Raw genomic sequence first — 21,595 nt, 5'->3', positions numbered from 1 at the left:
CACCTGACCTATTTTCTAAACTTTCCCGCCGAAGAAAACGCCGATTTCAGCAGTTGAAATCGGCGGCTACTTTAATGGAAAATATTGTTTGATCGCCTCTAAAGCATTGTCGCGAATAATCTCTTTTCCATATTCCTCTAAACGGTAAATCGTAACTTGCGAATCCATTCCATATTCTAGAAGCAAGCTCAAAATGTTGTCCATTTCATATTCGGTGTAATCTTCCTCATTAAATTGGACAAATAAGTAATATCGATCTTCAAATTGGAAAAGACGATTGTCAAGTCCTGTAAAGTTAGCACGATGTGCAAGGGCAATCAAATCTTCGATATCTTTAAAACAAATAGTAAACTGAAGGATTTCCTTATCATTATCGTCGGCAAACGATTCATCATTGCGTACAATATGGAAATGATGGTCAAGCAGTTCTTCAATTTTTTCATCAACTGGGACTGGAAAATCGCGCAATTTTTCTTCCGGAAGCGGAAGTTCCAATTTGCTTCCATCTTTCGATAATTGCGCTTTTGTGACAAGCACTTCTAACCCTTTATCCAATGCTTGTACTTGAATCCAAAGAGGGCCCTCAAGCGAAAAATCGCCTTCGCTATGAACCTCATCCATCATTTCCCAAAATAATTCTTCGCTGCGCTCACGGTTATACCAAATTTCTTCCCGGTCAAAACCACGTTCTTCTATATCAACATAAGAAATATAAAACTTTACTGTATGTTCATTAATTCGTTCTATTTCCATATTGCCGAACTCTCCCTTCCTAAAAAAAGAATAAAATTGAAGGGACTTTTACCCCCAAAAATTCTATCTTAAATACAAGATTATGTCTTGTACTTTTATTTTATGATAAAAATCGAAAGATGGGAAATAAAAAAACCAAGTTTTTAAAAATTGGGTATGAAATAAAACATGCCCTACTATAATGATGGTGAAAACAAAAGAAATGAGGGACATGCATGGCTGGCGAATATGTGACATCCATTCTTCTCATCATTGGCATTGATATTATTCTTGGAGGAGATAATGCTGTTGTTATCGCGTTAGCAAGCCGCAAGCTGCCGGAACGAAAACGAAATATCGCAATTTTCGTTGGCACCGCGTTGGCCATTTTCATTCGCATTCTCTTAACAGTAGGGATCGTGATATTATTAAAAATCCCTTTTTTGCAGCTAGTCGGCGGCTGCATTTTGCTTTGGATTTCTTTAAGATTAATGGTTCAAAAAGAGGAAGCGAGTGCATCTATTAAATCGGAAACATCCCTTTGGAAAGCGATATGGACAATTGTGACTGCTGATATTGTGATGGGGTTAGACAATGTTCTTGCGATCGCTGGAGCAGCTCAAGGTCATACTTCTCTCGTTGTGTTTGGTTTTCTTTTTTCCGTTCCCATTATCATTTTAGGCAGTAAACTAATTCTTTATGCGATGGAGCGATACCCTTTCCTCATTTATATTGGCGGAGCTCTGTTAGCCTATACCGCCGGAAAAATGATCAGCGAAGAACAACAAATCCGCTATTTATACGACAGCGCTGCTGCATGGAAACCGATGTTTCCATTTATTACAGCGACATCAGTCGTTTTGCTCGGTTTCATTATCAATCGTAGAAAATTGCATCGTTGGACATAAAAATATGGATCGGCTGCTCAATAAAGAGATGATAAAAAACTTCTACATGGCGGGCCATGTAGAAGTTGGTTCTCCTCTTATTCATTAACGAGACGTTGCGCTTGACGAAGTTGATATGCTCGCACTTTTCGCGGCAAGAAACGGCGAATTTCGTCTTCATTGTAACCGACTTGAAGCCGTTTTTCATCAATAATAATCGGTCTGCGTAAAATTCCCGGATGTTTTTGAATAAGTTCATATAAATCTTGAAGCGGCAACGATTCGAGATTGATGTTCAGCTTTTGGAAAACTTTTGATCTTGTTGAAATAATCTCGTCTGTTCCTGTTTCCGTCATGCGTAGAATTTCTTTAATCTCCTCAATCGTTAACGGTTCGGAGAAAATATTGCGTTCTACATAAGGAATATTATGTTTTTCTAGCCATGCTTTCGCTTTTCGGCATGACGTGCAACTTGGTGAAGTATACAATTTCACCATATTCTCACTCCCTTTCAACAAGGATAACCTAACCTTGCCTTCTATATCAATGGAACGAACTAGCTAAACTCTGCAGCTACAAAACATGGTAATTTGAAATAACTCTAACATAATACATTATACAATAAATATATAAATAAAGATATAGTTTTTCAAAAAAGTCATCTATTTTCTAGGTTTATTTTTCACCGCTTCTTCCAATAAAAAGAAAAATCACTTACAATAAAATTAGAGCGATTGTCTGGGGGAGAGCGTTCATGACACAATATGTTATGGATTATATCATCGTTTTCGTAATGATTGTTGGCATCACTGCGTTAATGGGAGTCATCGCGAACGGCATTGGCGAAAAAATTTTCGGCGGTTCGAAGCGAAAAGAACATGTAAACGAAACAAAACGTACACAAGCTGGCTGGAATTTAGTCGGCGGCAAAAAATAAAACGATCTCACAAATCGAGATCGTTTTATTTATACATCGATTGATATGTTTTATATTCTGCTTCCGAGCATAATACGAAATGCCCTGGAGTAATTTCACGAAACTCCAATTCCTCTCCTTCTTTATAATTATGCTGCGACGGATCATAAATAATCCGTTTGCGCGTCCGCTCTGTTTCCGGGTCAGGAAGCGGGATTGCCGATAATAGCGCTTTTGTGTAAGGATGGATCGGATTGCGGTACAATTCCTCCGCATCCGCAAGCTCCACCATTCTTCCAAAGTACATAACGCCAATACGATCGCTAATATATTTCACCATCGACAAATCATGAGCGATAAACAAATATGTCAAGCCTTTTTCCCGCTGCAACTTTTTCATTAAGTTCACCACTTGCGCCTGAATCGACACATCCAACGCAGAAATCGGCTCATCGGCGATAATAAACTCTGGCTCTACCGCTAGCGCGCGGGCAATCCCGATACGCTGGCGCTGGCCGCCGGAGAACTCATGCGGATAGCGATTGGCATGCTCACGGTTTAAGCCGACTGTCTCAAGCAGCTCATATACGCGCTGCATGCGTTCTTCCTTCGTTTTCGCAAGACCGTGAATATCGATGCCTTCAGCGATAATATCCGCAACGGTCATTCGCGGGTTTAACGAGGCGTATGGATCTTGGAAAATCATTTGCATTTTTCGCTTTAATTCCTTTAACTCTTTTTTTGATTTTTTTCCATGAACGCTCACTCCGTTAAACAGCACTTCCCCTTCCGTCGCCTCATATAAACCGATAATCGTTCTTCCTGTCGTCGATTTGCCGCACCCGGACTCACCAACAAGCCCAAACGTTTCTCCTTTGTAAATATCAAATGTCACTCCATCTACTGCCTTTACCACTTCCCCTCTGCCAACGCGAAAATATTGTTTTAAATTTCTCACTTCGAGGAGTTTTTGTCTAGCCACGAGGTCCTCCTCCTTTCCGAGCAACAATTTGCGCAAATTTAGCCATGCGGTCGCGCACGATTTGCGGCGGTTCTACTTTTGGCGCATTTTCATGGAGTAGCCACGTCGCTGCGTAATGCGTATCCGAAACTTTAAACATCGGTGGTTCTAATTCATAGTCAATTTTTAGCGCATATGGATTTCTTGGCGCAAACGCATCGCCTTTCGGCGGATTCAATAAATCCGGCGGCGTGCCTGGAATCGAGTAAAGCTCCATATCTTTATGATCAAGGCTTGGCATCGAAGCAAGCAATCCCCATGTATATGGGTGCTTCGGATTATAGAAAATCTCATCGACTGTGCCGATTTCTACGATTTTTCCAGCGTACATGACCGCCACGCGGTCAGCCATATTGGCGACGACACCAAGGTCATGTGTAATGAAAATAATCGACATTCCTAGTTTCTTTTGAATATCTTTCATCAGTTCCAGGATTTGTGCCTGGATGGTTACGTCTAATGCTGTCGTCGGCTCGTCGGCAATTAAAATTTTCGGGTTGCAAGCGAGAGCGATCGCAATCACGACACGCTGGCGCATCCCGCCGGAAAACTGGTGCGGATATTGTTTTATGCGCAGCTCCGCATTTTTGATGCCGACAAGCTGCAATAGTTCAACCGCACGCTTGCGCGCTTCTTCTTTCGAGATTTTCTGATGTTTTAAAATTGCTTCCATGACTTGTTTGCCAATGGTCATCGTTGGGTTTAACGATGTCATTGGATCTTGGAAAATCATTGAAATTTTTGCACCGCGAATGTTTTGCATTTCTTTATCGGAAAGCTTCGTTAAGTCTTTTCCTTCAAACAAAATTTCTCCTTGTTTAATTCGGCTCGGCGGAGTTGGCAATAGCCGCATGAGCGCTTTCGAAGTCACCGATTTTCCGGACCCTGATTCACCGACAATGGCCAACGTTTCTCCTTTATATAAATCGAAGCTAACGCCCCGGACCGCCTGCACTTCGCCTGCATGTATGTCGAAGGAGATGTGTAAATCTTTCACTTCCAATACTGTAGATGAGCAAATTCACTGACATAAATTGACAACTAAACAAAAAAGGAGACATGAACCCGATTCCTTGGTTAGAATAGATGTACCACCAACTATCCACAAGGAGGTTCATGTCTCATGAATAGTTTATGACGCTGCAAAGCAAGATATTCCCATTGATGTGATCAAAAAACAGCTCCGTATCGCGTAAGGGGTACCCTGTTTGTCTCTCTAACCATGGAAATTATTGTAATGAAAAATGCTCATCTACAGTTCCAATATTTTCTCCATGCTCTCCTCTCCTTCCGTCCATTATTTGCGCATTTTCGGATCTAGCGCATCGCGCAGCCCGTCTGCCACTAAGTTAAAGCTCAAAATTAATAAACTGATGACAACCGCTGGAATGATCATCATATGCGGATAGGTTTGAATCGATTTATATCCTTCGTTGACTAATGAACCGAGCGATGCTTCCGGTGGACGAATTCCAAGACCGATAAAACTTAAAAACGCTTCGGTGAAAATCGCGCTTGGAATCGTAAACATCGTTGTAATAATGATTGGACCGACGACGTTCGGGATTAAATGCTTAAAAATTAACCGGGAGTTGGATGCTCCTAGCGTACGGGCCGCAAGCACATATTCCATATTTTTTAATTTTAAAATTTGTCCGCGGACGATCCGTGCCATCGTCATCCAGCCAGTGATGACCATAGCCAGTGTAATCGAAATGATCCCCGGCTCAAAAATTAAAATAAACAAAATGACGACAATTAAGCTCGGAATACCGTATAATATTTCAATAATCCGCTGCATAATGTTATCGACGCGACCTCCGTAAAATCCGGAAATCCCGCCGTACGCAATTCCGATGCACAAATCGATCAGCGCAGCCAATAACCCGATGTAGAGAGAAATTCGTGTTCCATACCAAGTTCTTGTCCATAAATCGCGTCCTAAATCATCTGTTCCAAACCAATAGTATTCTTTAATGCCTTTCTCTTTATATACATCAACGCCGTTTGCGTCTTTCCCGTCTAGATTGAGCCAGCTAATATGCTCTAAAACAGGAACTTTTGGCGGCAGTTTCGCATGATTTAAATTTTGTTCTTTATACGTGTGCTTGCTCGTCATCGGAGCGATAATCGCCGTGAGTGTTAAAATAATAATCATGATTAATCCAGCTATGGCTGCCTTATTCTTCCGTAAACGAATCCAGGCGTCTTGCCAAAATGTCAAACTTGGGCGGGTAATTTTTTCATGTTCACTGACATTCGGTGAAGCGGGTTGAAACAGATCTGGTGAAAGATTTTCATAGTTTAGTTTAGCCATCATTTTTTCCCTCCCGCTAAACGAATACGTGGGTCGATGACACCGTATAGCATGTCAACGATAAAAATCGCCAAAATAAGCAATGCGGAGTAGAACAACGTCGTTCCCATAATAACAGGGTAATCGTTTAATTCGATCGAACGAACAAATTGTTCCCCTAATCCAGGAACTGCGAAAATTTTCTCAATAACAAGCGTTCCCGTCATTAAGTTGACGACCATTGGACCAAGAATCGTAATAATCGGGATGAGCGAGTTGCGGATTGCATGTTTCACAATCACTGCGGCATTGCTAATTCCTTTTGCTCTTGCCGTTAAAATATAGTCAGAGCTTAATACTTCCAGCATTTCCGTGCGCATAAAGCGAGCGATATTGGCAATGACGCCAACCGACAATGCAAGCGTTGGCAGAATCGTATATTCAAATCCTTCCCAAAACGCGACTGGCAGCCATTGCAATTTTACGGCGATAAAGTATTGCAAAAACCCGGCAAGCACAAACGATGGGATGGAGATTCCTAATACGGAAATAACGGTTGCCGTATAATCTCCCCACGTGTTATGGCGAATCGCCGCAAAAATGCCAAGCAACAGGCCAATAATAGTACCAAGTACAATCGCCTGAAAGCCGAGCTGCGCCGACGGTCCGATTCGTTCCCCGATTAACTCCGTTACGGGACGGTTATCATATTGGAACGAAACGCCTAAATCCCCTTTTAATAAATTGCCTAAATAGCGGACATATTGCACTGGAACCGGATCGTTTAATCCGTATTTCTCTAAAATAATTTGCTGCTGCTCTGGCGTGAGTTTTTCTTGGTTTTGCAATGGTGAACCGGGAAGCAATTTCATTAAAAAGAACGTCACCGTCGCGATAATAAATAACGTAATGACCATATACACAATCCGTTTGATCACATATCGCGCCATTGGAGCACCTCCTCCAACATAATAATTAGAATCTTCTCCTTTTTTCGACTTTTTTCGCCTTTTCAGGCAAAAGGAGAGTATATGCTTTTCACATATACTCTCCTCAGCAATTACAATTACTACAGAACTATTACTCGATATATGCCCATTTATAACTATAATCTCCGCCAAATGGGTGAGTAACAATATCTTTTACGTACTCGCGCTGTAAGTACGCTCTACCACGTTGATAAAGCGGCGCGATCGGCATTTCTTCAAACAAGATTTTTTCCGCTTTTAACATTGTATCCCAACGAGCTTGCAAATCGCTTAGCAACGTTGTTTTCGCATCTTTAATAAGCTTGTCATACTCTGCGTTAGACCAACCAGTTTGGTTGTGCGGGTTGTTTGTCACCCAAAGATCGAGGAATGTCATTGGGTCTTGATAATCCGGGCCCCATCCAGAGAAGGATAGGTCATATTGCATGTTGCTTTCTAACTCAAGCTTTTGTTTGAACGGTTGTTGTTTAATGTTGACCGTAAGGCCAGGCAAGTTCTTTTCAAGCTGTTCTTTTAAATATTCGCCAGTTTTTTTCGCGGTATCAGTATCATAGTTCAACAGCTCAATCGTAAATTTGTCTTTGCCAAGTTCTTTTTTCGCTTGTTCCCATAATTTTTTCGCTTCTTCTACATCGTATTTCACTAAATCACCGTTTTCGTCACGGAAATCTTTTCCGTTTGGACCTTCAACGAAGTCTTTTGGAACAATATAGTTAGCCGCAACTGTACCGTTGTTTAAAAGCGTGTCAACAAGCGCTTGTTTGTCAATCGCCATCGCGATTGCTTTACGAGCATTCACGTTTTTCAACAATTCGTTTTTCGTGTTCATGCGCAGCCAGAAAATAGATGGTTCAAGCTCTGTATGGAAGTTTTTATCGTTTTTATATTTATCAACAAACTCTGCAGTGAGAATAACGCGGTCTGCTTTTTTCGTTTCGTAAAGGTTTACAGCTGTTGCAGTATCTTTTACGATTTTGACATTGATTGTTTCTAGCTTCACGTTGTCTTTATCCCAATAGTTTGGATTTTTCTTATATGTCCATCCTTGTTCATGTTTCCATTCGCTTAATACGAATGGACCGTTGTAAAGCGTCGTGTTTGCTTCCAAGCCATATTTGTCGCCTTGCTCTTTTACGAATTTTTCGTTTTGCGGCATGAACGATCCAAATACGGTTAAGCTGATGAAGTATGGAATTGGGTTTTTCAATTCTACTTGAAGCGTATAGTCATCTACCGCTTTTACGCCAAGCTGGTCAACTGGCAATTTGCCTTGGTTGACTTCTTCCGCGTTTTTAATGTCATACATAATGTAGGCGTATTCGGAAGCTGTTTTTGGATCTAATACTTTTCTCCACGCAAATACGAAGTCATGCGCCGTTACAGGGTCGCCGTTCGACCATTTTGCGTCTTTGCGAAGTTTAAACGTGTACGTTTTGCCATCTTCGCTTACTTCATAGCTTTCCGCCACACCTGGAACCGGCTTGTTGTCTTTGCCTAAACGGTAAAGACCTTCCATCACATTGTTCAACACGATAAACGATACTTGGTCTGTCGCAAGCGCGGAATCAAGCGATGGAATTTCGGAAGTTTCCAACAAGTTCAACACTTGCTCTTTCTTTTCGGCCGGCTTATTTGCGGTGCCGCCATTGTTGTCTTTTGCTGTGTCGTTGTTGCCTCCACAGGCCGCTAGAAATGTGGTTACAGCCAGGAGAAGCACAAGAAACAATGATAGCTTCTTCTTCACTAAAAAGTCCCCCCTTAATGGTATGTAACTTATTAAAAATCTTCTGAATGTTATGTTTCAGAAGATTTTGCTTACCAACTATTATATATAGTATTAGTATATTTGGAAATAATTTTTTTATTTTTTTGAATAGAAATTTTCTAATTTTTTTGTTTTAGGCAACTATACAGTTACTTTGAATTTTAATGATATTTTCACGAAATGTAAACAAAAAATTTTCACCATCTATCTAAGAAAACGCTTACAATATAATGTTTTTCGACAAATTTAGAATTCAAAGTATACGAATATAGGCTTTTTTAAGAATTTATATTCTTTTCTTAATATAATTCCTTTAATAATATCTTCAAAAAGTTTATATTTCTAATTGGCTATGGAAACAGAAATCTTCGGAGTTTATTTGTGATACAATTAAACTGAAAATTTAGCTGGGTAGCGTCAAAAGTTTTATGAAAACTCCACATCCGCCATCCCATGGAGCATCGTAAGGCATCCTTGGAGCCGGATTCGCCCTTGACTAACACCCGCCAAAGGTGTGAAAGGGACGTCAAGGGCGACGGGGACAAAAAAGAGGGCATAGGAAAGCCGCCCTTGCCCTTACCGAATTTTACCTTTGACGAGGTTCGGTTGGTCAAGGGTTCGCTTCGCCGAATCCGGCTGTTCTTCTGATCCATGGGCTCCGGCGGACAAAAAAGTTAGGCTGCCTCTTGTTGGAGGAAATCTTGAGCCATGGCGATCAGCTTCGTCCACCGGGCCGGCATATGGGGCAGGTCGGCGAGCTCCGGGATGACGACAGGAACCCGGCCTTCGAGTGCACCGTGCGGGCGCAGGAAGTTGAAATACGCCACAAACAGCGTGACAAAGGAGACCGAGCCTTCTTCCGCGCCAAATCCGTGAGTCGGCCGATAGTTGCCTTTAAACGTCCGGTTGAATCGCTCGATGATTTGTTTGAGCGCGCGGAACTCTTCGGACACCGGATCCTCATTGGTCAGTCCGATCACTTGGCGGACGTCAAACGGAATCCCATGCTGGGCAAAAAAGTGCTGCGCCAGCAGGTAAATGGGATTGCCGTCGACGACGAACGACAAATCGTCCGGGATGGACGGCAGCTTTCGCAGGACGTCATCGATGGCCCGGATGGCCGACAACGCATCCCGGTGGGGAGAGACGCGATACGACAACACCACTTTTTTCACGGCATCAAACATAAAAAACAGGTAATGCCAGCGTCCTTTCACGCGAATATACGTCTCATCCCCACAGAACGAGCCGGACAGCTCGTACGGGAACTGGTCGACAAATGGCTGAATCATGAGCGCGACGCTATTGGCGTAGTTGAGTACCGTCTGATGGGAGATCGACACGCCATGCACATCCTTCATGATTCCGGCTGTCTGTCTGGAGGACATCCCATAGTTAACGTAGTACGTCAACACGAGTCCGAGGGTGTGCGACGACACCGCCAGACGAGACAAATCGACCTTTGGCTTTTTCGGCGACGATGGGGCCAATGGTTGAAAGTCAAACAAAAACTCACGGAACAGATACCGCACCTTGAAGGCTTGAGGGTTCTGCTGGAACCGTTGGCGTTCTTTTTGGCTCATCCGGCGAAGGTTCTTTTGGTAAAACGGGCAGTCGTTGTTCTTGCATTTGTAGATGTAGTAGTCCTTGCGTTCTTTGATTTTCTCAAGCGTTTGGAAGCAGTGCGGGCAACGAAAGACTGCTTGCTTTTTGAACCGATTTCGATGGTTGAACCGGCATTGGCACACTTTGCATTGGTACTGCCCTTTTCCGCCGTTGTTGGCGTACAGGTAGGATGACGGCGCCTGGCAACGGGGACACGTCAACGAATCCGGAACACGGTGTTTAGCGTTGTCCCGGCGTTGGATCGGCGGCAACGGACGGCCGTGCCGGGCTTCGTAGTCGGCTAAAAGCTGCCGGTAGTCGAGTGTTTCTGGGACAACGATGATGGGAAGGTCATCGACTTGAAGTTTTCGGTACGGTTTTCGAACCGGTTCGTCCATGTCTTTGCGGCTTAAGGATTTTCCTAATAAGGCACCAATTAAATAGACAATGATTTGATGTTGGGACTTGATTATTTCGAGCAAATAGGCTAATAATTGAGGTAACAAGCTTGTCACTCCTTTGTTTTGGGTGTTGGGTGTGGGGTTACCTCAATGATGGCCTAAAACAACGGGGGTGGCAAGCTTTTTTTATTCTAACCGTTGAAACTCAATGAAAAACAGTGAGTGTGGAGGATAAACTTTTGACAATACCTTTAGCTGTTTAGGGGGCATAAAATGAAGGCAATTGCTAGAAGTACATGCCTGCTTACGGCAGCCATGTTAATCATTAGTTTCTTTATCGTTCTATTTCGGGGAGAATGGACGTTTCTTTCTTTTGTCAATGTTACGTTTTTGCTTTCGCTTTTGCCTCTCGTGATCGGCGGGTTTTTATTCGTGTATGAACAGGGTTTTTTTAACGGTTTTGCATATGGGTTTCGGAAGCTGCGCAAAGGCAGTTCGAAAGCGAAACGTTATCTAGCGGAGCTGCAAGGAATATCCGCTGAGCAGCCGGTTCATCCCCAAAAATTCGCCATTACGTATCCTTTCTTGTTTTCAGGACTTATTCTGTTTCTCTTGATGATTGCCGCCGGATATGCCATACGATAAAGTTGCAGCAACTATCGCATTGTTTTATAATATAAAGCAATCAATCATATGAAACATGCGATGAGAAAGAAGAGTACATATTGCGATGCCTTCAGAGAGCTTGTGGGTGGTGCGAACAAGCGGCTAGCAATATGGAATGGGCTTTCGAGCATCCGGCTGAATGAGCAGTTGGCTTTAGTAGGCTTTGGACGTCTGCCTTACGTTATCAAGGCGCCATGCATATAAAAAGCATGGGCAAAGTGATTGCACGTCATGTGCAATAACTAGGGTGGCAACGCGGTCCTATCGTCCCTAACTCTCAGGGGGTAGGGCCTTTTTAAATTGATAAAAAAGGAGTGGTGTTATGAAAACGAGCTTTTCAGGAATTCAGCCAAGCGGCGTCATTACGCTTGGTAACTATATCGGAGCAATGCGGCAATTCGTGGAATTGCAGCATGAATACAACTGCTATTTTTGCATTGTCGATCAACACGCCATTACCGTTCCGCAAGATCCGGAAGAACTGCAAAAAAACATTCGCAGCTTAGCCGCTCTTTACTTGGCGGTCGGCATTGATCCGAATAAAGCTACTTTGTTTATTCAATCGGAAGTTCCTGCCCATGCCCAAGCGGGTTGGATACTGCAATGCATTTCTTATATCGGTGAACTAGAAAGAATGACTCAATTTAAAGATAAATCGGCAGGAAAAGAAGCAGTGAGCGCCGGGCTGCTTACCTATCCTCCATTGATGGCTGCGGATATTCTCTTGTATAAAACCGATATCGTTCCTGTTGGAGAGGACCAAAAACAACATATTGAATTGACGCGCGATTTAGCGGAACGATTTAACAAACGGTATGGAGAGATTTTTACGATTCCAGAACCGCGCATTCCAAAAATCGGTGCACGCATTATGTCACTTACGGATCCAACGAAAAAAATGAGCAAATCGGATCCAAACAAAAAGTCGTTTATTACACTTCTTGATGATGCCAAAACGATTGAAAAGAAAATAAAAAGCGCTGTAACCGATTCTGAAGGCGTCATCCGATATGACAAAGAAAATAAACCGGGAATTTCCAATCTCCTTAACATTTATTCGATTTTAGCCAATAAAACGATTGAAGAACTTGAACAAGAATATGCTGGGAAAGGATATGGCGTATTTAAAGCTGATCTTGCCCAAGTAATTATTGACACCCTTACTCCGATCCAAGAAAAATATTACGACTTGTTGGAAAGCAGCACGCTTGACCAAGTGCTTGACCAAGGAGCAGAAAAAGCAAACAAAGTAGCAACGGAAATGCTTGAAAAAATGGAACAAGCGATAGGGCTTGGAAGAAGACGCTAAAACAAATAATAAAAGCAAGCCGAACGATGGCTTGCTTTTTTATATGTTTTATATGCTTATTAAGCTTTCCTATGCTGACTCTGGCAGAAATATCATTCATCATTGCGACTTTATTTTTCTTAATTCACTTTTGGCTCCTGTTCCATTTCCCAAAGCTTTTCAAAAAACGGCTGTCCTTTAATTAATTTTTCGCATAGCTGCTCATGTTTGTCGGACCAGCCGTATTTTGTCTCTTCGTATAAGTGCTGCCATGCCTCTTCAAACGACATTTTTTGAATATCAGGATATTTTTGCGGCGCCCATTCCGTATACCAGTAGCGTACCTCTGCAACGTTTTTCGTCAAATGAAGTTGGTCAAGCGCCATAAATAAAAGTTGTTTAAGCTGTCGTTCCTTTCGTGTAAGTCCCATCATCCATTCAGGGGAGGGCGACAAAATATGATACTCTTTTTCATGAGCAGGCAGCGGATATGGTTCTTCTTGATGTTCAGCGACCATTTCGTATACTAGCTGCTCCTGTCTCGGAATAAGGCGGCTTTTCCGAATCGGAATGTTATAACCAATCGTATCAACAGCAAGAATGCCATAACCGTCTGTAATGACAAAACAATAATCAAGCTGAATGCGTTCATGATTTTTTCGCACATATGCTTTTTGGTATACGTCTTCAAGAAGCTGCTTTGGGATTTCCGATAAACTGTTTTCAATATAGTTGAATAGCGCAGAAGACACTTTGAGAAGCGGTACTTGATCGAGCAGTTCCACTTGATCATCTTTCCGCCATTCATGGAAATGACATACGTTGTATCCGTTCTCTTCCCCTTCAAACCAATTGACCCAAACATCATGCAGATACAGCATACGATACCCCTCACTTCTAAACCTATTTGTCCATCAGTATAGGCAGAGGGGGCGAATTTTATTCCATACTACCCTTTTTTATCCATTACTCTTCTCGGTAAGGGAAGTATAAGCTTCCCCACATTAGTAAAAGTCCTATTGGTAATAAATAACATTCTACTCTTGTGCAAATATATGAAAAATATTCGCTCCATCCCCGCTCTGGCGTCATAATGTTTAAATAAGCAATAACGGTTATCCCGCCAATGACAGAAACTCCAAAACCGACTAAATAAATAAATATGCGAATCATCGGGTCCCTCTTCTTTCTCTTAACTTGTCCATCTTATTTTTACATATATGAGCACCCGATGATCATCATGACTATTCCTTTTTCTCTGACGAAGCAAGATGCAACATCTGTTCTGAGTCAATGCCCATTAACTCGGAAAAGCGAGCACCATGTTCAAGGCAACGACGGACTATATAATATCCCACTGCATAGCCAAGCATGACTGGATAAAAACCGAGACCATAGAGAAGTCGAGAATATAACGGATGTTGTGGTAAAATTGACTGATATGGTGAAACATATCGTTTCCAAAAATGATCAAGTTGTTCATCTGAGTAATAGGTCGTCCAACTTGCTTGATGACTCTTGCCAACATAACGGCCAACAGCATTTTCGGCAAGTCCTTCTAGTACGATCGCGTCTAAAAGTGTAACGCCTTCATCTTCCTTTTTTTGTTTTTTCAGGCGGCAAACATGATTATACTCATGTGTGATCAATGCCTCGATTTCTTTGTCCGTATGATGCGGTAATAAAAAAATAAGCAATTTATCGTGAAAAGCGACTCCGCCTTTACTATTAAACTCACGAGCCAATTTTCGATTATGTGTGTCTGCTGGAAAAAGAAAAAGAGGCACATCTGGACCGTTCCATTCCTTTTTTCGCTTCTCGTAAACCGCCTCGACTCGTTCCCATATGTTTTTTTGTTTCATTTGCTTAATCATTTCTCCGATATTTTTTGACGGTTGATACATACCGTAACGCACGAGATAAAGATAAATATCACGTGCTCTGGCGTTTGGAAAGTAGGAAGTTAGATGTTGGCATAGCCGAATAGGATTGTCATGCCATTCATCGAGCCATTGGTCGGTACGAATAACAGGCATCTTTTTCACCTCTTTTTCCGTTTTTTCTATCGTATGACGGAAAAGAAAAAGAGGTGAAAAAAGGCTATCTCTCTTCTATCGAGATAGCCGTTTTCCATTATTTTGTATATTTTTTGAAAATCAACGTTGCATTATGTCCGCCAAATCCAAGAGAATTGCTTAACACTGCGTTTACTTCTTGCTTTCTTGCCTCATTTGGCACATAGTCCAAATCGCATTCCGGATCAGGAGTTTCATAGTTCATCGTCGGCGGAATCATTCCATCTTTAATCGCTAATACGGAAAATATCGCTTCTACTGCTCCAGCCGCTCCTAACAAATGACCGGTCATCGATTTTGTCGAGCTGATCGCAAGCTTGTATGCATGGTCGCCAAACACTTCTTTAATCGCCATCGTTTCATATTTGTCATTGTATTCCGTACTTGTACCATGGGCATTAATATAATCAATCTCTTCCGGATTCATTCCCGCATCCGCCAACGCTTGGCGCATCGCGCGAACACCGCCTTCTCCGCCTGGAGCCGGCGCAGTAATATGATATGCATCCCCTGTCGCACCATAGCCGACAATTTCCGCATAAATCGGCGCACCCCGGCGCAACGCATGCTCTAGCTCTTCTAATACGAGAATGCCGGCGCCTTCACCCATGACAAAGCCATCCCGATTTTTATCAAACGGACGGCTTGCCGTTCTTGGGTCTGGGTTCGTAGATAATGCCGTATTTGCACAAAATCCGGCTAACGCCATTTTCGTAATCGGCGCTTCTGTACCGCCAGTAATCATTACATCGGCATCGCCGCGTTGAATGACTTTGAACGCATCACCAATGGAATTTGTCCCTGTTGCACAAGCAGTGACCGTACAAGAATTGATTCCTTTTGCACCTAGAATAATAGATACTTGCCCTGCTGCCATATCCGGAATCATCATCGGCACAAAAAACGGGCTTACGCGACGGTAGCCGCGTTGTTGGAAAATTTCAAACTGCTGTTCAAACGTTTCCATTCCGCCGATGCCAGATCCGATCCAAACGCCGACTCTTGCCGCATTTTCTTCTGTAATTTCTAATTTTGCATCTTTTACCGCCATCAACGAGGCAGCGACAGCATATTGCGTAAAACGATCCATTTTACGTGCTTCACGTCGATCCATAAAGTCTTCCGGATTGAAATCTTTCACTTCTGCTGCTACTTTCGCCGGGAATTCATCTGGATTGACACGAGTAAGCACCCCTATTCCCGACTTGCCGGCAATAATGTTTTTCCATGTTGTTTCCACATCGTTTCCAAGCGGTGTTACTGCACCAAGACCTGTAACAACGACTCGTCTTTTTTCCATCGCTTCCGTCTCTCCTTTTTATCCGTATTGAGCTGCTAGCGGCCCCAACGTAAAGCGATTGCACCCCACGTTAATCCGCCGCCAAATCCAACCATAATTATGAGATCATCATCTTTGATTTTACCTGCTTCCAATTCTTCGACAATAGAAATCGGAATGGAAGCCGCTGAAGTGTTTCCATATTTTCGAATAGTTGTTGACATTTTCTCCTCCGGCAGTTCAAGACGCTGCCTTGCCGCCTCGACAATGCGAATATTCGCTTGATGTGGAATGAGAAAATCAACGTCGTTTTTCGATAATCCCGCTTTTTCTAAGACGTGAATGCACGATTCACCCATTTGACGAACGGCAAATTTAAACACTTCTCTACCGTTCATTACGATATATTCTTCTTTATATAAATGTTTTCCTCCTGTTCCGTCTGCACCTAATTCAAACGATAAAATACCACGTCCCTCGGAAACAGGCCCCATCACGACCGCACCAGCACCGTCGCCGAATAGCACTGCCGTATTGCGGTCATTCCAATCGATGATTTTGGATAATTTTTCAGCTCCCACTACCAATATATAACGATATGCACCATTGTCAATAAATTGGCTTGCTGTGACCATTCCATAAATAAAACCGGCACATGCCGCGCTAATATCCAATGCTGCTGCTTTTACCGCTCCAAGCCGTTCCTGCAGCATGCAGGCCACAGATGGAAATGCCCTGTCAGGAGTTACCGTTGCTACTAAAATTAAATCAATATCTTGCGGAGAAATTTTTGCGTCCTCGATCGCTTTTTTCGCTGCAAAATATGCCATATCGGAAGTATCCATATCATCAGTGGCTATTCTTCGTTCTTCAATTCCCGTTCTCGTCCGAATCCATTCATCAGACGTATCCATCATCTTTTCCAAATCAAAATTTGTTAACACCTTTTCCGGCAAATACCGACCGATTCCAATAATACCTGCTCCCACACTGAACATCTCCTTTAGTAGTATATAACCAATTATTATTACTTGGTACTAATTTTATCGGAAATAGAAAAAACGCGCAATAGAAATATGTAACACATGTGATTTGTCTAGTCACTTCTTATTTTTTTACATACAGTGCTAATAAAGATAAAGAAAAGGAGGCGGTGTTACGATGGATGATAAAGAGCAGTCAAAACAACCTAGCGAGCAGTTAGATCGTTTTTCCCGTTTAATGTTCGGTCCCTTTCCTCCACGATCTCATCAATCACATGATAATCCAGCTGCTCGTACGGAGTCTTCTTCACAGCAAGACATTGATTTTATGCAGATCATTCAAAATATTGATACGCTGGTCGCTTCGTTTGACCAATTAAAACCATTGATGAGAAAAATTACTTCTTTGGTAGATATGTTTAAAAAATAAGAGGCGTCGTTAGACGGCGCCTCTTTTATTATTAACTCTTAATAACTAACAATAATTCCTCTACCGTTCCGATCGTCAATAGAGGAATTCATGAAAGCTCATTATATTGTTGAAAAAATTGATCGATCGCTTTGCCAAATTGGTACCGTTTTTCCGGCAAACAATAAATCACATGAACGTTATGGTTAGTCGTCCTCATCCATTGCTCATATTTTCGACAATGTAGAGAGGATGGGTAAGGAGTAATTCCTGATAATTGCCATATTTTTATTGGAACTTGATGCGGAACAAGCAGCAGTGAAGGAACCGCTTTTTCGGCATTTGCCTCGTCTATATCGTATGCAAGCGCTATTTCTCTTGCCATTCGCTTATAAAAAAACTTATTTTCCTTTTCATACTCAAGTTGAGCGCGTAAATCTAGACAAGGGCTTAACATCACAATCGCGCGGATTTGCTTTGGCATTGTTTCAAGGAGCTGCAAAGCCACAAGCGCTCCCATTCCTTCCGCAAGAATATAAATACGATTGTTTAATATTTCACTTTTTAATACGTAGTAAATAAGTTGCTTAGCCAAGCGTACGGCTTTAGGGCTTCCCCAATGCCGGCCGTATAAATGAGAGTAAAAAATGGTATAACCATATTCGAGCAACTCGCAAAGAAGATGATGGCGTCCTTTGTGCTCTATCCAAAAACTTGTATGTTCATTAACAAAATGATTCGTATCGCCAATAATAAAGACAGCAAATCCGTTTGGGCGCTCTGGCAAATGAATGATACACCACTGATCGTCGAGCTGAAAAAATCGTTGTTGAATCGTCATTGATATCCACCCTTGCTTTTACGATGCATAATTGTACAATATACAGTATGCGGAATGAAAAAAAAAGTACGGGTATATGCCTAAAAGATCAAGTTGTGGTAAGATAAGAAAAGGAAGCTAGAGAGATTGGGGGGAAGAAGCATGCGGCTTTTTTGGACGTTTTTCTGGACGTTCCTTTTAGTGCAAATGGCTACATACGTCATTGGCTCTATGCAAGGAATTCCATATAATTTTTCAACAGGGGCTTTATTAGGGGCGATCTTTACTATTTTGGTTATTATTGTAGCAAGCTTGATTCCTGATGAACCGATAGAACACCACTAAGAAAAACTAACAACAAGGCTGTCCTAAAATGAAGGACAGCCTTGTTTCTATTATTGGACTTCTACAACAATTTGCCCGTTCCGGTAATCCACTACAACTGTGCTGTAGTCTTTCACACGTCCGGCGACAATTTCTTTTGCAAGCGGTGTTTCAATTTGCTTTTGCATAAATCGTTTTAACGGACGCGCCCCGTAAACCGGGTCAAATCCAGACTCGGCGATATATTCTTTTGCTTTATCTGTCAAAGAAAGCGAAATATGACGGTCGCTAAGCCGTTTCGCTAATTCATTCGCAAACTTTGTCACGATTCCTTTTATTTCATTCATGGTTAACGGCTTAAATAAAACAATGTCGTCGATTCGGTTTAAAAATTCCGGGCGGAAATGAGCGCGCAATTGCTGTAATACTTGCTCACGCGTCTCTTCTTTAATCTCTCCATTTTCCGTAACTCCTTCTAGCAGTAAATGCGACCCGATATTCGATGTCATAATCACAACCGTATTTTTAAAATCAACGGTACGTCCTTGCGAGTCAGTAATACGCCCATCATCCAGCATTTGCAATAAAATATTGAACACTTCTGGATGCGCCTTTTCAATTTCGTCTAACAGGATGACGGAATACGGTTTGCGCCGCACCGCTTCCGTTAGCTGTCCTCCTTCTTCATAGCCGACATAGCCCGGAGGAGCTCCAATCAAGCGAGAAACAGCATGTTTTTCCATATACTCGGACATATCGATGCGGATCATTTGTTCTTCACTGTCAAACAACGCTTGTGCGAGCGTTTTTGCTAGTTCTGTTTTCCCGACTCCTGTCGGTCCTAAAAAGATAAAGGAACCAATCGGACGATTAGGATCTTTAATGCCAGCACGCGCCCGCAACACCGCATCAGCAACAAGTTCAACCGCTTCATCTTGACCGATGACTCGTTCATGCAGCAATTCGTGCAGACGCAATAACTTTTCCCGCTCTCCTTCGACTAATTTCGTTAACGGGATTCCCGTCCATCGCGAAACGATTTCCGCAATTTCTTCCTCTGTTACTTCTTCGCGGAGAAGACGGCCTTCTTGACTATTTTCATTCATTTGTTGTTCAAGCTGCTTTAATTGTTTTTCTAACTGCGGAATGCGGCCGTGACGAAGTTCTGCTGCTTTATTTAAATCGTATTCATTTTCCGCTTCTTCTAATTCCCGCTTTGCTTTTTCCAGCGCTTCGCGAACGTCACGCACGCGCTGGATAGCTTCTTTTTCCTGCTGCCATTGCGCTTTCATACTGTTCGCTTTTTCCCGTAAGTCAGCCAGCTCTTTGGTGAGCGCTTCAAGACGTTCTTTACTCGCTTCGTCTGTTTCTTTTCGCAATGCTGCTTCTTCGATTTCCAATTGCATGACGCGGCGCATCACTTCATCCAGCTCCGATGGCATGGAATCCATTTCGGTACGGATGGTCGCACATGCTTCATCGACTAAGTCAATCGCTTTGTCAGGCAAAAATCGATCCGAAATGTAGCGATCGGCCAATGTCGCCGCCGCAACAAGGGCACGGTCATGAATTTTTACACCGTGATGAACCTCAAACCGCTCTTTTAAGCCGCGCAAAATCGAAATCGTATCTTCCACGCTCGGTTCTTCGACAAGAACTTGCTGGAAGCGCCGTTCGAGTGCCGGATCTTTCTCAATATATTGCCGGTATTCGTCAAGTGTGGTTGCACCGATGCAATGCAGCTCGCCGCGCGCCAACATCGGCTTTAACATGTTGCCCGCATCTATCGCTCCTTCTGCCCTTCCGGCACCGACAATCGTATGCAATTCATCGATAAATAAAATAATTCTCCCTTCGCTTTTCTTTATTTCATTCAATACCGCTTTTAGACGTTCTTCAAATTCGCCGCGAAACTTCGCCCCGGCGACGAGCGAACTCATATCTAAAGCAAAAATCGTCTTATCCTTCAATCCTTCCGGAACATCTTTGCGAACGATGCGTTGCGCCAATCCTTCTACAATTGCCGTTTTCCCAACACCCGGTTCCCCGATAAGCACCGGGTTGTTTTTCGTTTTGCGTGATAAAATGCGAATAACACGGCGAATTTCGCTATCACGACCAATGACAGGATCAATTTTTCCCGCTTTCACTTCAGCGACTAAATCGCGGCCGTATTTTTTTAATGCTTCATATGTAGCTTCTGGATTTGAACTTGTCACGCGCTGATTCCCCCTTATTTCCGTCAATACGTGCAACAATGAAGAACGGTTAATGTTGTAACGATGAAAAAGCCGTCCGATATCATCGGCCTCCGATGTAAAGGCAAGCAGTAAATGCTCAACAGAAATATATTCGTCTTGCATATTTTTTGCTTCTTCTTCCGCTTTTGTCAACAATCGCTGCAGCCGTTGGGACATATAAAGGTTTTCCGCACCAGCCCCAAGCACTTCTGGCTTTTTCTTTAACAACATTTGCAGTTCATGAGTGAATGCGTCTATATTAACTCGAAGCAGTGTGAAGATTCTTCTCGCAAGCCCTTCTTCTTGCTGCAATAATGCGAGCAGCAAGTGTTCGACATCGAGTTGCTGATGATGGCGCCGAATGGCAATCGATTGAGCCTCAAGAAAAGCCTCCTGCACTTTCTCCGTAAACTTATTTGCGTTCATCGACTTTCCCTCTCTTTTGACCTTTTTTGACCTTTAAGTATATTATAGCGGATGCCGACTTTTCTTTTCAAATAGAAAGCCACTCCAATATAGGAATGGCTTTGTAGTGGGGAATATACGGAACCGGGATGACGGCATTTCGCCGTTGCCCACAGGACGTGGGCAGCCTTTAGGCGAAATTGGGCCGCCTCCGCTTTTCTTTATTATGGTTTTCTCTTATATGTCCAGTGGCGATTGTGATTTGATGTTTCCGGGAACGTATCTCCTGCTTTTAGTTTTATTTTTTTTGGATTTTTGACGTTATCACCTGTTTCGCCAATTTCAATATATATACCGTTGTTCGGCGCTTTGTCGCCTGGTTGGAAATGGCGCTGTTGTCCCATTGCAGCATCCCCCCTTATCCGAAGTATATTTTTATCATTCCCGTCTGTTCCTTTGTTCATAACCATACAAATAATGGCTGCATGAAAAAA

General features: G+C 42.7%; 22 protein-coding genes and 1 other annotated feature. Of the genes, 6 read left to right on the top strand and 16 right to left on the bottom strand.

All coding sequences use genetic code 11. From position 1 onward, the window contains the following. Positions 1–66 precede the first annotated feature (66 nt). Entirely contained in the window at positions 67–753 is a 687-nt protein-coding gene (mecA, locus tag B9L23_RS04565; protein ID WP_012749450.1) for an adaptor protein MecA, read from the bottom strand. Between the two features lie 215 nt (positions 754–968). On the opposite strand from mecA, the gene B9L23_RS04560 reads away from it, so the two are divergent. Next, positions 969–1,640, top strand: a complete 672-nt coding sequence (locus B9L23_RS04560; protein WP_012749449.1) for a TerC family protein — start codon at positions 969–971, stop codon at positions 1,638–1,640. Positions 1,641–1,717: 77 nt separating this feature from the next. On the opposite strand, the gene spxA is transcribed toward B9L23_RS04560, so the two are convergent. After that, complete coding sequence (gene spxA / locus B9L23_RS04555) at positions 1,718–2,116, bottom strand: transcriptional regulator SpxA (protein ID WP_003252337.1); 399 nt, start codon at positions 2,114–2,116, stop codon at positions 1,718–1,720. Between the two features lie 257 nt (positions 2,117–2,373). Here spxA and B9L23_RS04550 point away from each other — a divergent pair, with 257 nt between their 5' ends. Further along, positions 2,374–2,556, top strand: a complete 183-nt coding sequence (locus B9L23_RS04550; protein ID WP_012749448.1) for a hypothetical protein — start codon at positions 2,374–2,376, stop codon at positions 2,554–2,556. 25 nt (positions 2,557–2,581) lie between these two features. On the opposite strand, the gene B9L23_RS04545 is transcribed toward B9L23_RS04550, so the two are convergent. The 6 genes from B9L23_RS04545 to B9L23_RS04520 form a co-directional block, all read right to left on the bottom strand. Then, positions 2,582–3,517 carry an ABC transporter ATP-binding protein gene (locus B9L23_RS04545; RefSeq protein ID WP_012749447.1) on the bottom strand — a complete coding sequence of 312 codons (936 nt, stop codon included), beginning with the start codon at positions 3,515–3,517 and terminating at the stop codon, positions 2,582–2,584. Further along, entirely contained in the window at positions 3,510–4,577 is a 1,068-nt protein-coding gene (locus B9L23_RS04540; RefSeq protein WP_089096958.1) for an ABC transporter ATP-binding protein, read from the bottom strand. Before B9L23_RS04540 ends, B9L23_RS04545 begins: the two co-directional genes overlap by 8 nt. Before the next feature lie 276 nt (positions 4,578–4,853). After that, positions 4,854–5,876 carry an oligopeptide ABC transporter permease gene (gene opp3C, locus B9L23_RS04535; protein WP_012749445.1) on the bottom strand — a complete coding sequence of 341 codons (1,023 nt, stop codon included), beginning with the start codon at positions 5,874–5,876 and terminating at the stop codon, positions 4,854–4,856. Beyond that, positions 5,873–6,802, bottom strand: coding sequence for an oligopeptide ABC transporter permease (gene opp3b / locus B9L23_RS04530; protein WP_089096957.1), 930 nt, complete (start codon positions 6,800–6,802; stop codon positions 5,873–5,875). Before opp3b ends, opp3C begins: the two co-directional genes overlap by 4 nt. A 130-nt stretch (positions 6,803–6,932) precedes the next feature. Further along, positions 6,933–8,585, bottom strand: a complete 1,653-nt coding sequence (locus B9L23_RS04525) for a peptide ABC transporter substrate-binding protein (protein WP_089096956.1) — start codon at positions 8,583–8,585, stop codon at positions 6,933–6,935. Positions 8,586–9,280: 695 nt separating this feature from the next. Continuing rightward, on the bottom strand, positions 9,281–10,717 hold the full coding sequence (locus tag B9L23_RS04520) for a DDE-type integrase/transposase/recombinase (protein WP_089096955.1): 1,437 nt from the start codon (positions 10,715–10,717) through the stop codon (positions 9,281–9,283). A 168-nt stretch (positions 10,718–10,885) separates the two neighbouring features. Here B9L23_RS04520 and B9L23_RS04515 point away from each other — a divergent pair, with 168 nt between their 5' ends. Further along, entirely contained in the window at positions 10,886–11,257 is a 372-nt protein-coding gene (locus tag B9L23_RS04515) for a DUF3899 domain-containing protein (protein WP_062679116.1), read from the top strand. Positions 11,258–11,308: 51 nt separating this feature from the next. Next, positions 11,309–11,553 (top strand) — a binding site (T-box leader). Positions 11,554–11,600: 47 nt separating this feature from the next. Beyond that, positions 11,601–12,587 carry a tryptophan--tRNA ligase gene (gene trpS, locus B9L23_RS04510; protein WP_012749441.1) on the top strand — a complete coding sequence of 329 codons (987 nt, stop codon included), beginning with the start codon at positions 11,601–11,603 and terminating at the stop codon, positions 12,585–12,587. A 119-nt stretch (positions 12,588–12,706) separates the two neighbouring features. Here trpS and B9L23_RS04505 read toward each other — a convergent pair whose 3' ends face one another. The 5 genes from B9L23_RS04505 to B9L23_RS04485 all read right to left on the bottom strand — a co-directional run bounded on the left by B9L23_RS04505 (position 12,707) and on the right by B9L23_RS04485 (position 16,909). Then, entirely contained in the window at positions 12,707–13,447 is a 741-nt protein-coding gene (locus B9L23_RS04505; protein WP_012749440.1) for a YjbA family protein, read from the bottom strand. An 85-nt stretch (positions 13,448–13,532) separates the two neighbouring features. Further along, on the bottom strand, positions 13,533–13,739 hold the full coding sequence (locus tag B9L23_RS04500; protein WP_012749439.1) for a YuzI family membrane protein: 207 nt from the start codon (positions 13,737–13,739) through the stop codon (positions 13,533–13,535). A 71-nt stretch (positions 13,740–13,810) separates the two neighbouring features. Next, positions 13,811–14,602: a DUF2268 domain-containing putative Zn-dependent protease gene (locus B9L23_RS04495; protein WP_089096954.1), complete on the bottom strand. Its 792-nt coding sequence runs from the start codon at positions 14,600–14,602 to the stop codon at positions 13,811–13,813. 97 nt (positions 14,603–14,699) lie between these two features. Continuing rightward, positions 14,700–15,941, bottom strand: a complete 1,242-nt coding sequence (gene fabF, locus B9L23_RS04490) for a beta-ketoacyl-ACP synthase II (protein ID WP_012749437.1) — start codon at positions 15,939–15,941, stop codon at positions 14,700–14,702. A 35-nt stretch (positions 15,942–15,976) separates the two neighbouring features. Then, positions 15,977–16,909: a beta-ketoacyl-ACP synthase III gene (locus tag B9L23_RS04485; protein WP_089096953.1), complete on the bottom strand. Its 933-nt coding sequence runs from the start codon at positions 16,907–16,909 to the stop codon at positions 15,977–15,979. 172 nt (positions 16,910–17,081) lie between these two features. Between B9L23_RS04485 and B9L23_RS04480 the strand changes: the two genes are divergently transcribed. Beyond that, entirely contained in the window at positions 17,082–17,333 is a 252-nt protein-coding gene (locus B9L23_RS04480) for a hypothetical protein (RefSeq protein ID WP_062679118.1), read from the top strand. 88 nt (positions 17,334–17,421) lie between these two features. Here B9L23_RS04480 and B9L23_RS04475 read toward each other — a convergent pair whose 3' ends face one another. Further along, on the bottom strand, positions 17,422–18,153 hold the full coding sequence (locus B9L23_RS04475; protein ID WP_089096952.1) for an alpha/beta hydrolase family protein: 732 nt from the start codon (positions 18,151–18,153) through the stop codon (positions 17,422–17,424). Positions 18,154–18,294: 141 nt separating this feature from the next. Between B9L23_RS04475 and B9L23_RS04470 the strand changes: the two genes are divergently transcribed. Continuing rightward, positions 18,295–18,477, top strand: coding sequence for a YjzD family protein (locus B9L23_RS04470; RefSeq protein ID WP_012749433.1), 183 nt, complete (start codon positions 18,295–18,297; stop codon positions 18,475–18,477). 50 nt (positions 18,478–18,527) lie between these two features. On the opposite strand, the gene clpB is transcribed toward B9L23_RS04470, so the two are convergent. Both clpB and B9L23_RS04460 read right to left on the bottom strand, forming a co-directional pair. Next, positions 18,528–21,122, bottom strand: a complete 2,595-nt coding sequence (clpB, locus tag B9L23_RS04465) for an ATP-dependent chaperone ClpB (protein WP_081189639.1) — start codon at positions 21,120–21,122, stop codon at positions 18,528–18,530. Between the two features lie 203 nt (positions 21,123–21,325). Further along, positions 21,326–21,505 (bottom strand): YjzC family protein, encoded by a 180-nt coding sequence (locus tag B9L23_RS04460; protein WP_062753763.1) that lies wholly within the window; start codon positions 21,503–21,505, stop codon positions 21,326–21,328. Positions 21,506–21,595: the final 90 nt, after the last annotated feature.

It is taken from the genome of Parageobacillus galactosidasius, from assembly GCF_002217735.1.
GTDB lineage: Bacteria > Bacillota > Bacilli > Bacillales > Anoxybacillaceae > Parageobacillus_B > Parageobacillus_B toebii.
The sequence above is the reverse complement of the archived record's forward strand: the minus strand, read 5'-3'. Positions and strand labels throughout refer to the sequence as shown.

Bases quoted from the DNA above. Each gene is read 5' to 3' on its own strand.
- mecA (WP_012749450.1), bottom strand. From the start codon at position 753: ATGGAAATAGAACGAATTAATGAACATACAGTAAAGTTTTATATTTCT.
- B9L23_RS04560 (WP_012749449.1), top strand. From the start codon at position 969: ATGGCTGGCGAATATGTGACATCCATTCTTCTCATCATTGGCATTGAT.
- spxA (WP_003252337.1), bottom strand. From the start codon at position 2,116: ATGGTGAAATTGTATACTTCACCAAGTTGCACGTCATGCCGAAAAGCG.
- B9L23_RS04550 (WP_012749448.1), top strand. From the start codon at position 2,374: ATGACACAATATGTTATGGATTATATCATCGTTTTCGTAATGATTGTT.
- opp3C (WP_012749445.1), bottom strand. From the start codon at position 5,876: ATGATGGCTAAACTAAACTATGAAAATCTTTCACCAGATCTGTTTCAA.
- opp3b (WP_089096957.1), bottom strand. From the start codon at position 6,802: ATGGCGCGATATGTGATCAAACGGATTGTGTATATGGTCATTACGTTA.
- B9L23_RS04515 (WP_062679116.1), top strand. From the start codon at position 10,886: ATGAAGGCAATTGCTAGAAGTACATGCCTGCTTACGGCAGCCATGTTA.
- trpS (WP_012749441.1), top strand. From the start codon at position 11,601: ATGAAAACGAGCTTTTCAGGAATTCAGCCAAGCGGCGTCATTACGCTT.
- B9L23_RS04505 (WP_012749440.1), bottom strand. From the start codon at position 13,447: ATGCTGTATCTGCATGATGTTTGGGTCAATTGGTTTGAAGGGGAAGAG.
- B9L23_RS04500 (WP_012749439.1), bottom strand. From the start codon at position 13,739: ATGATTCGCATATTTATTTATTTAGTCGGTTTTGGAGTTTCTGTCATT.
- B9L23_RS04495 (WP_089096954.1), bottom strand. From the start codon at position 14,602: ATGCCTGTTATTCGTACCGACCAATGGCTCGATGAATGGCATGACAAT.
- fabF (WP_012749437.1), bottom strand. From the start codon at position 15,941: ATGGAAAAAAGACGAGTCGTTGTTACAGGTCTTGGTGCAGTAACACCG.
- B9L23_RS04480 (WP_062679118.1), top strand. From the start codon at position 17,082: ATGGATGATAAAGAGCAGTCAAAACAACCTAGCGAGCAGTTAGATCGT.
- B9L23_RS04475 (WP_089096952.1), bottom strand. From the start codon at position 18,153: ATGACGATTCAACAACGATTTTTTCAGCTCGACGATCAGTGGTGTATC.
- B9L23_RS04470 (WP_012749433.1), top strand. From the start codon at position 18,295: ATGCGGCTTTTTTGGACGTTTTTCTGGACGTTCCTTTTAGTGCAAATG.
- clpB (WP_081189639.1), bottom strand. From the start codon at position 21,122: ATGAACGCAAATAAGTTTACGGAGAAAGTGCAGGAGGCTTTTCTTGAG.
- B9L23_RS04460 (WP_062753763.1), bottom strand. From the start codon at position 21,505: ATGGGACAACAGCGCCATTTCCAACCAGGCGACAAAGCGCCGAACAAC.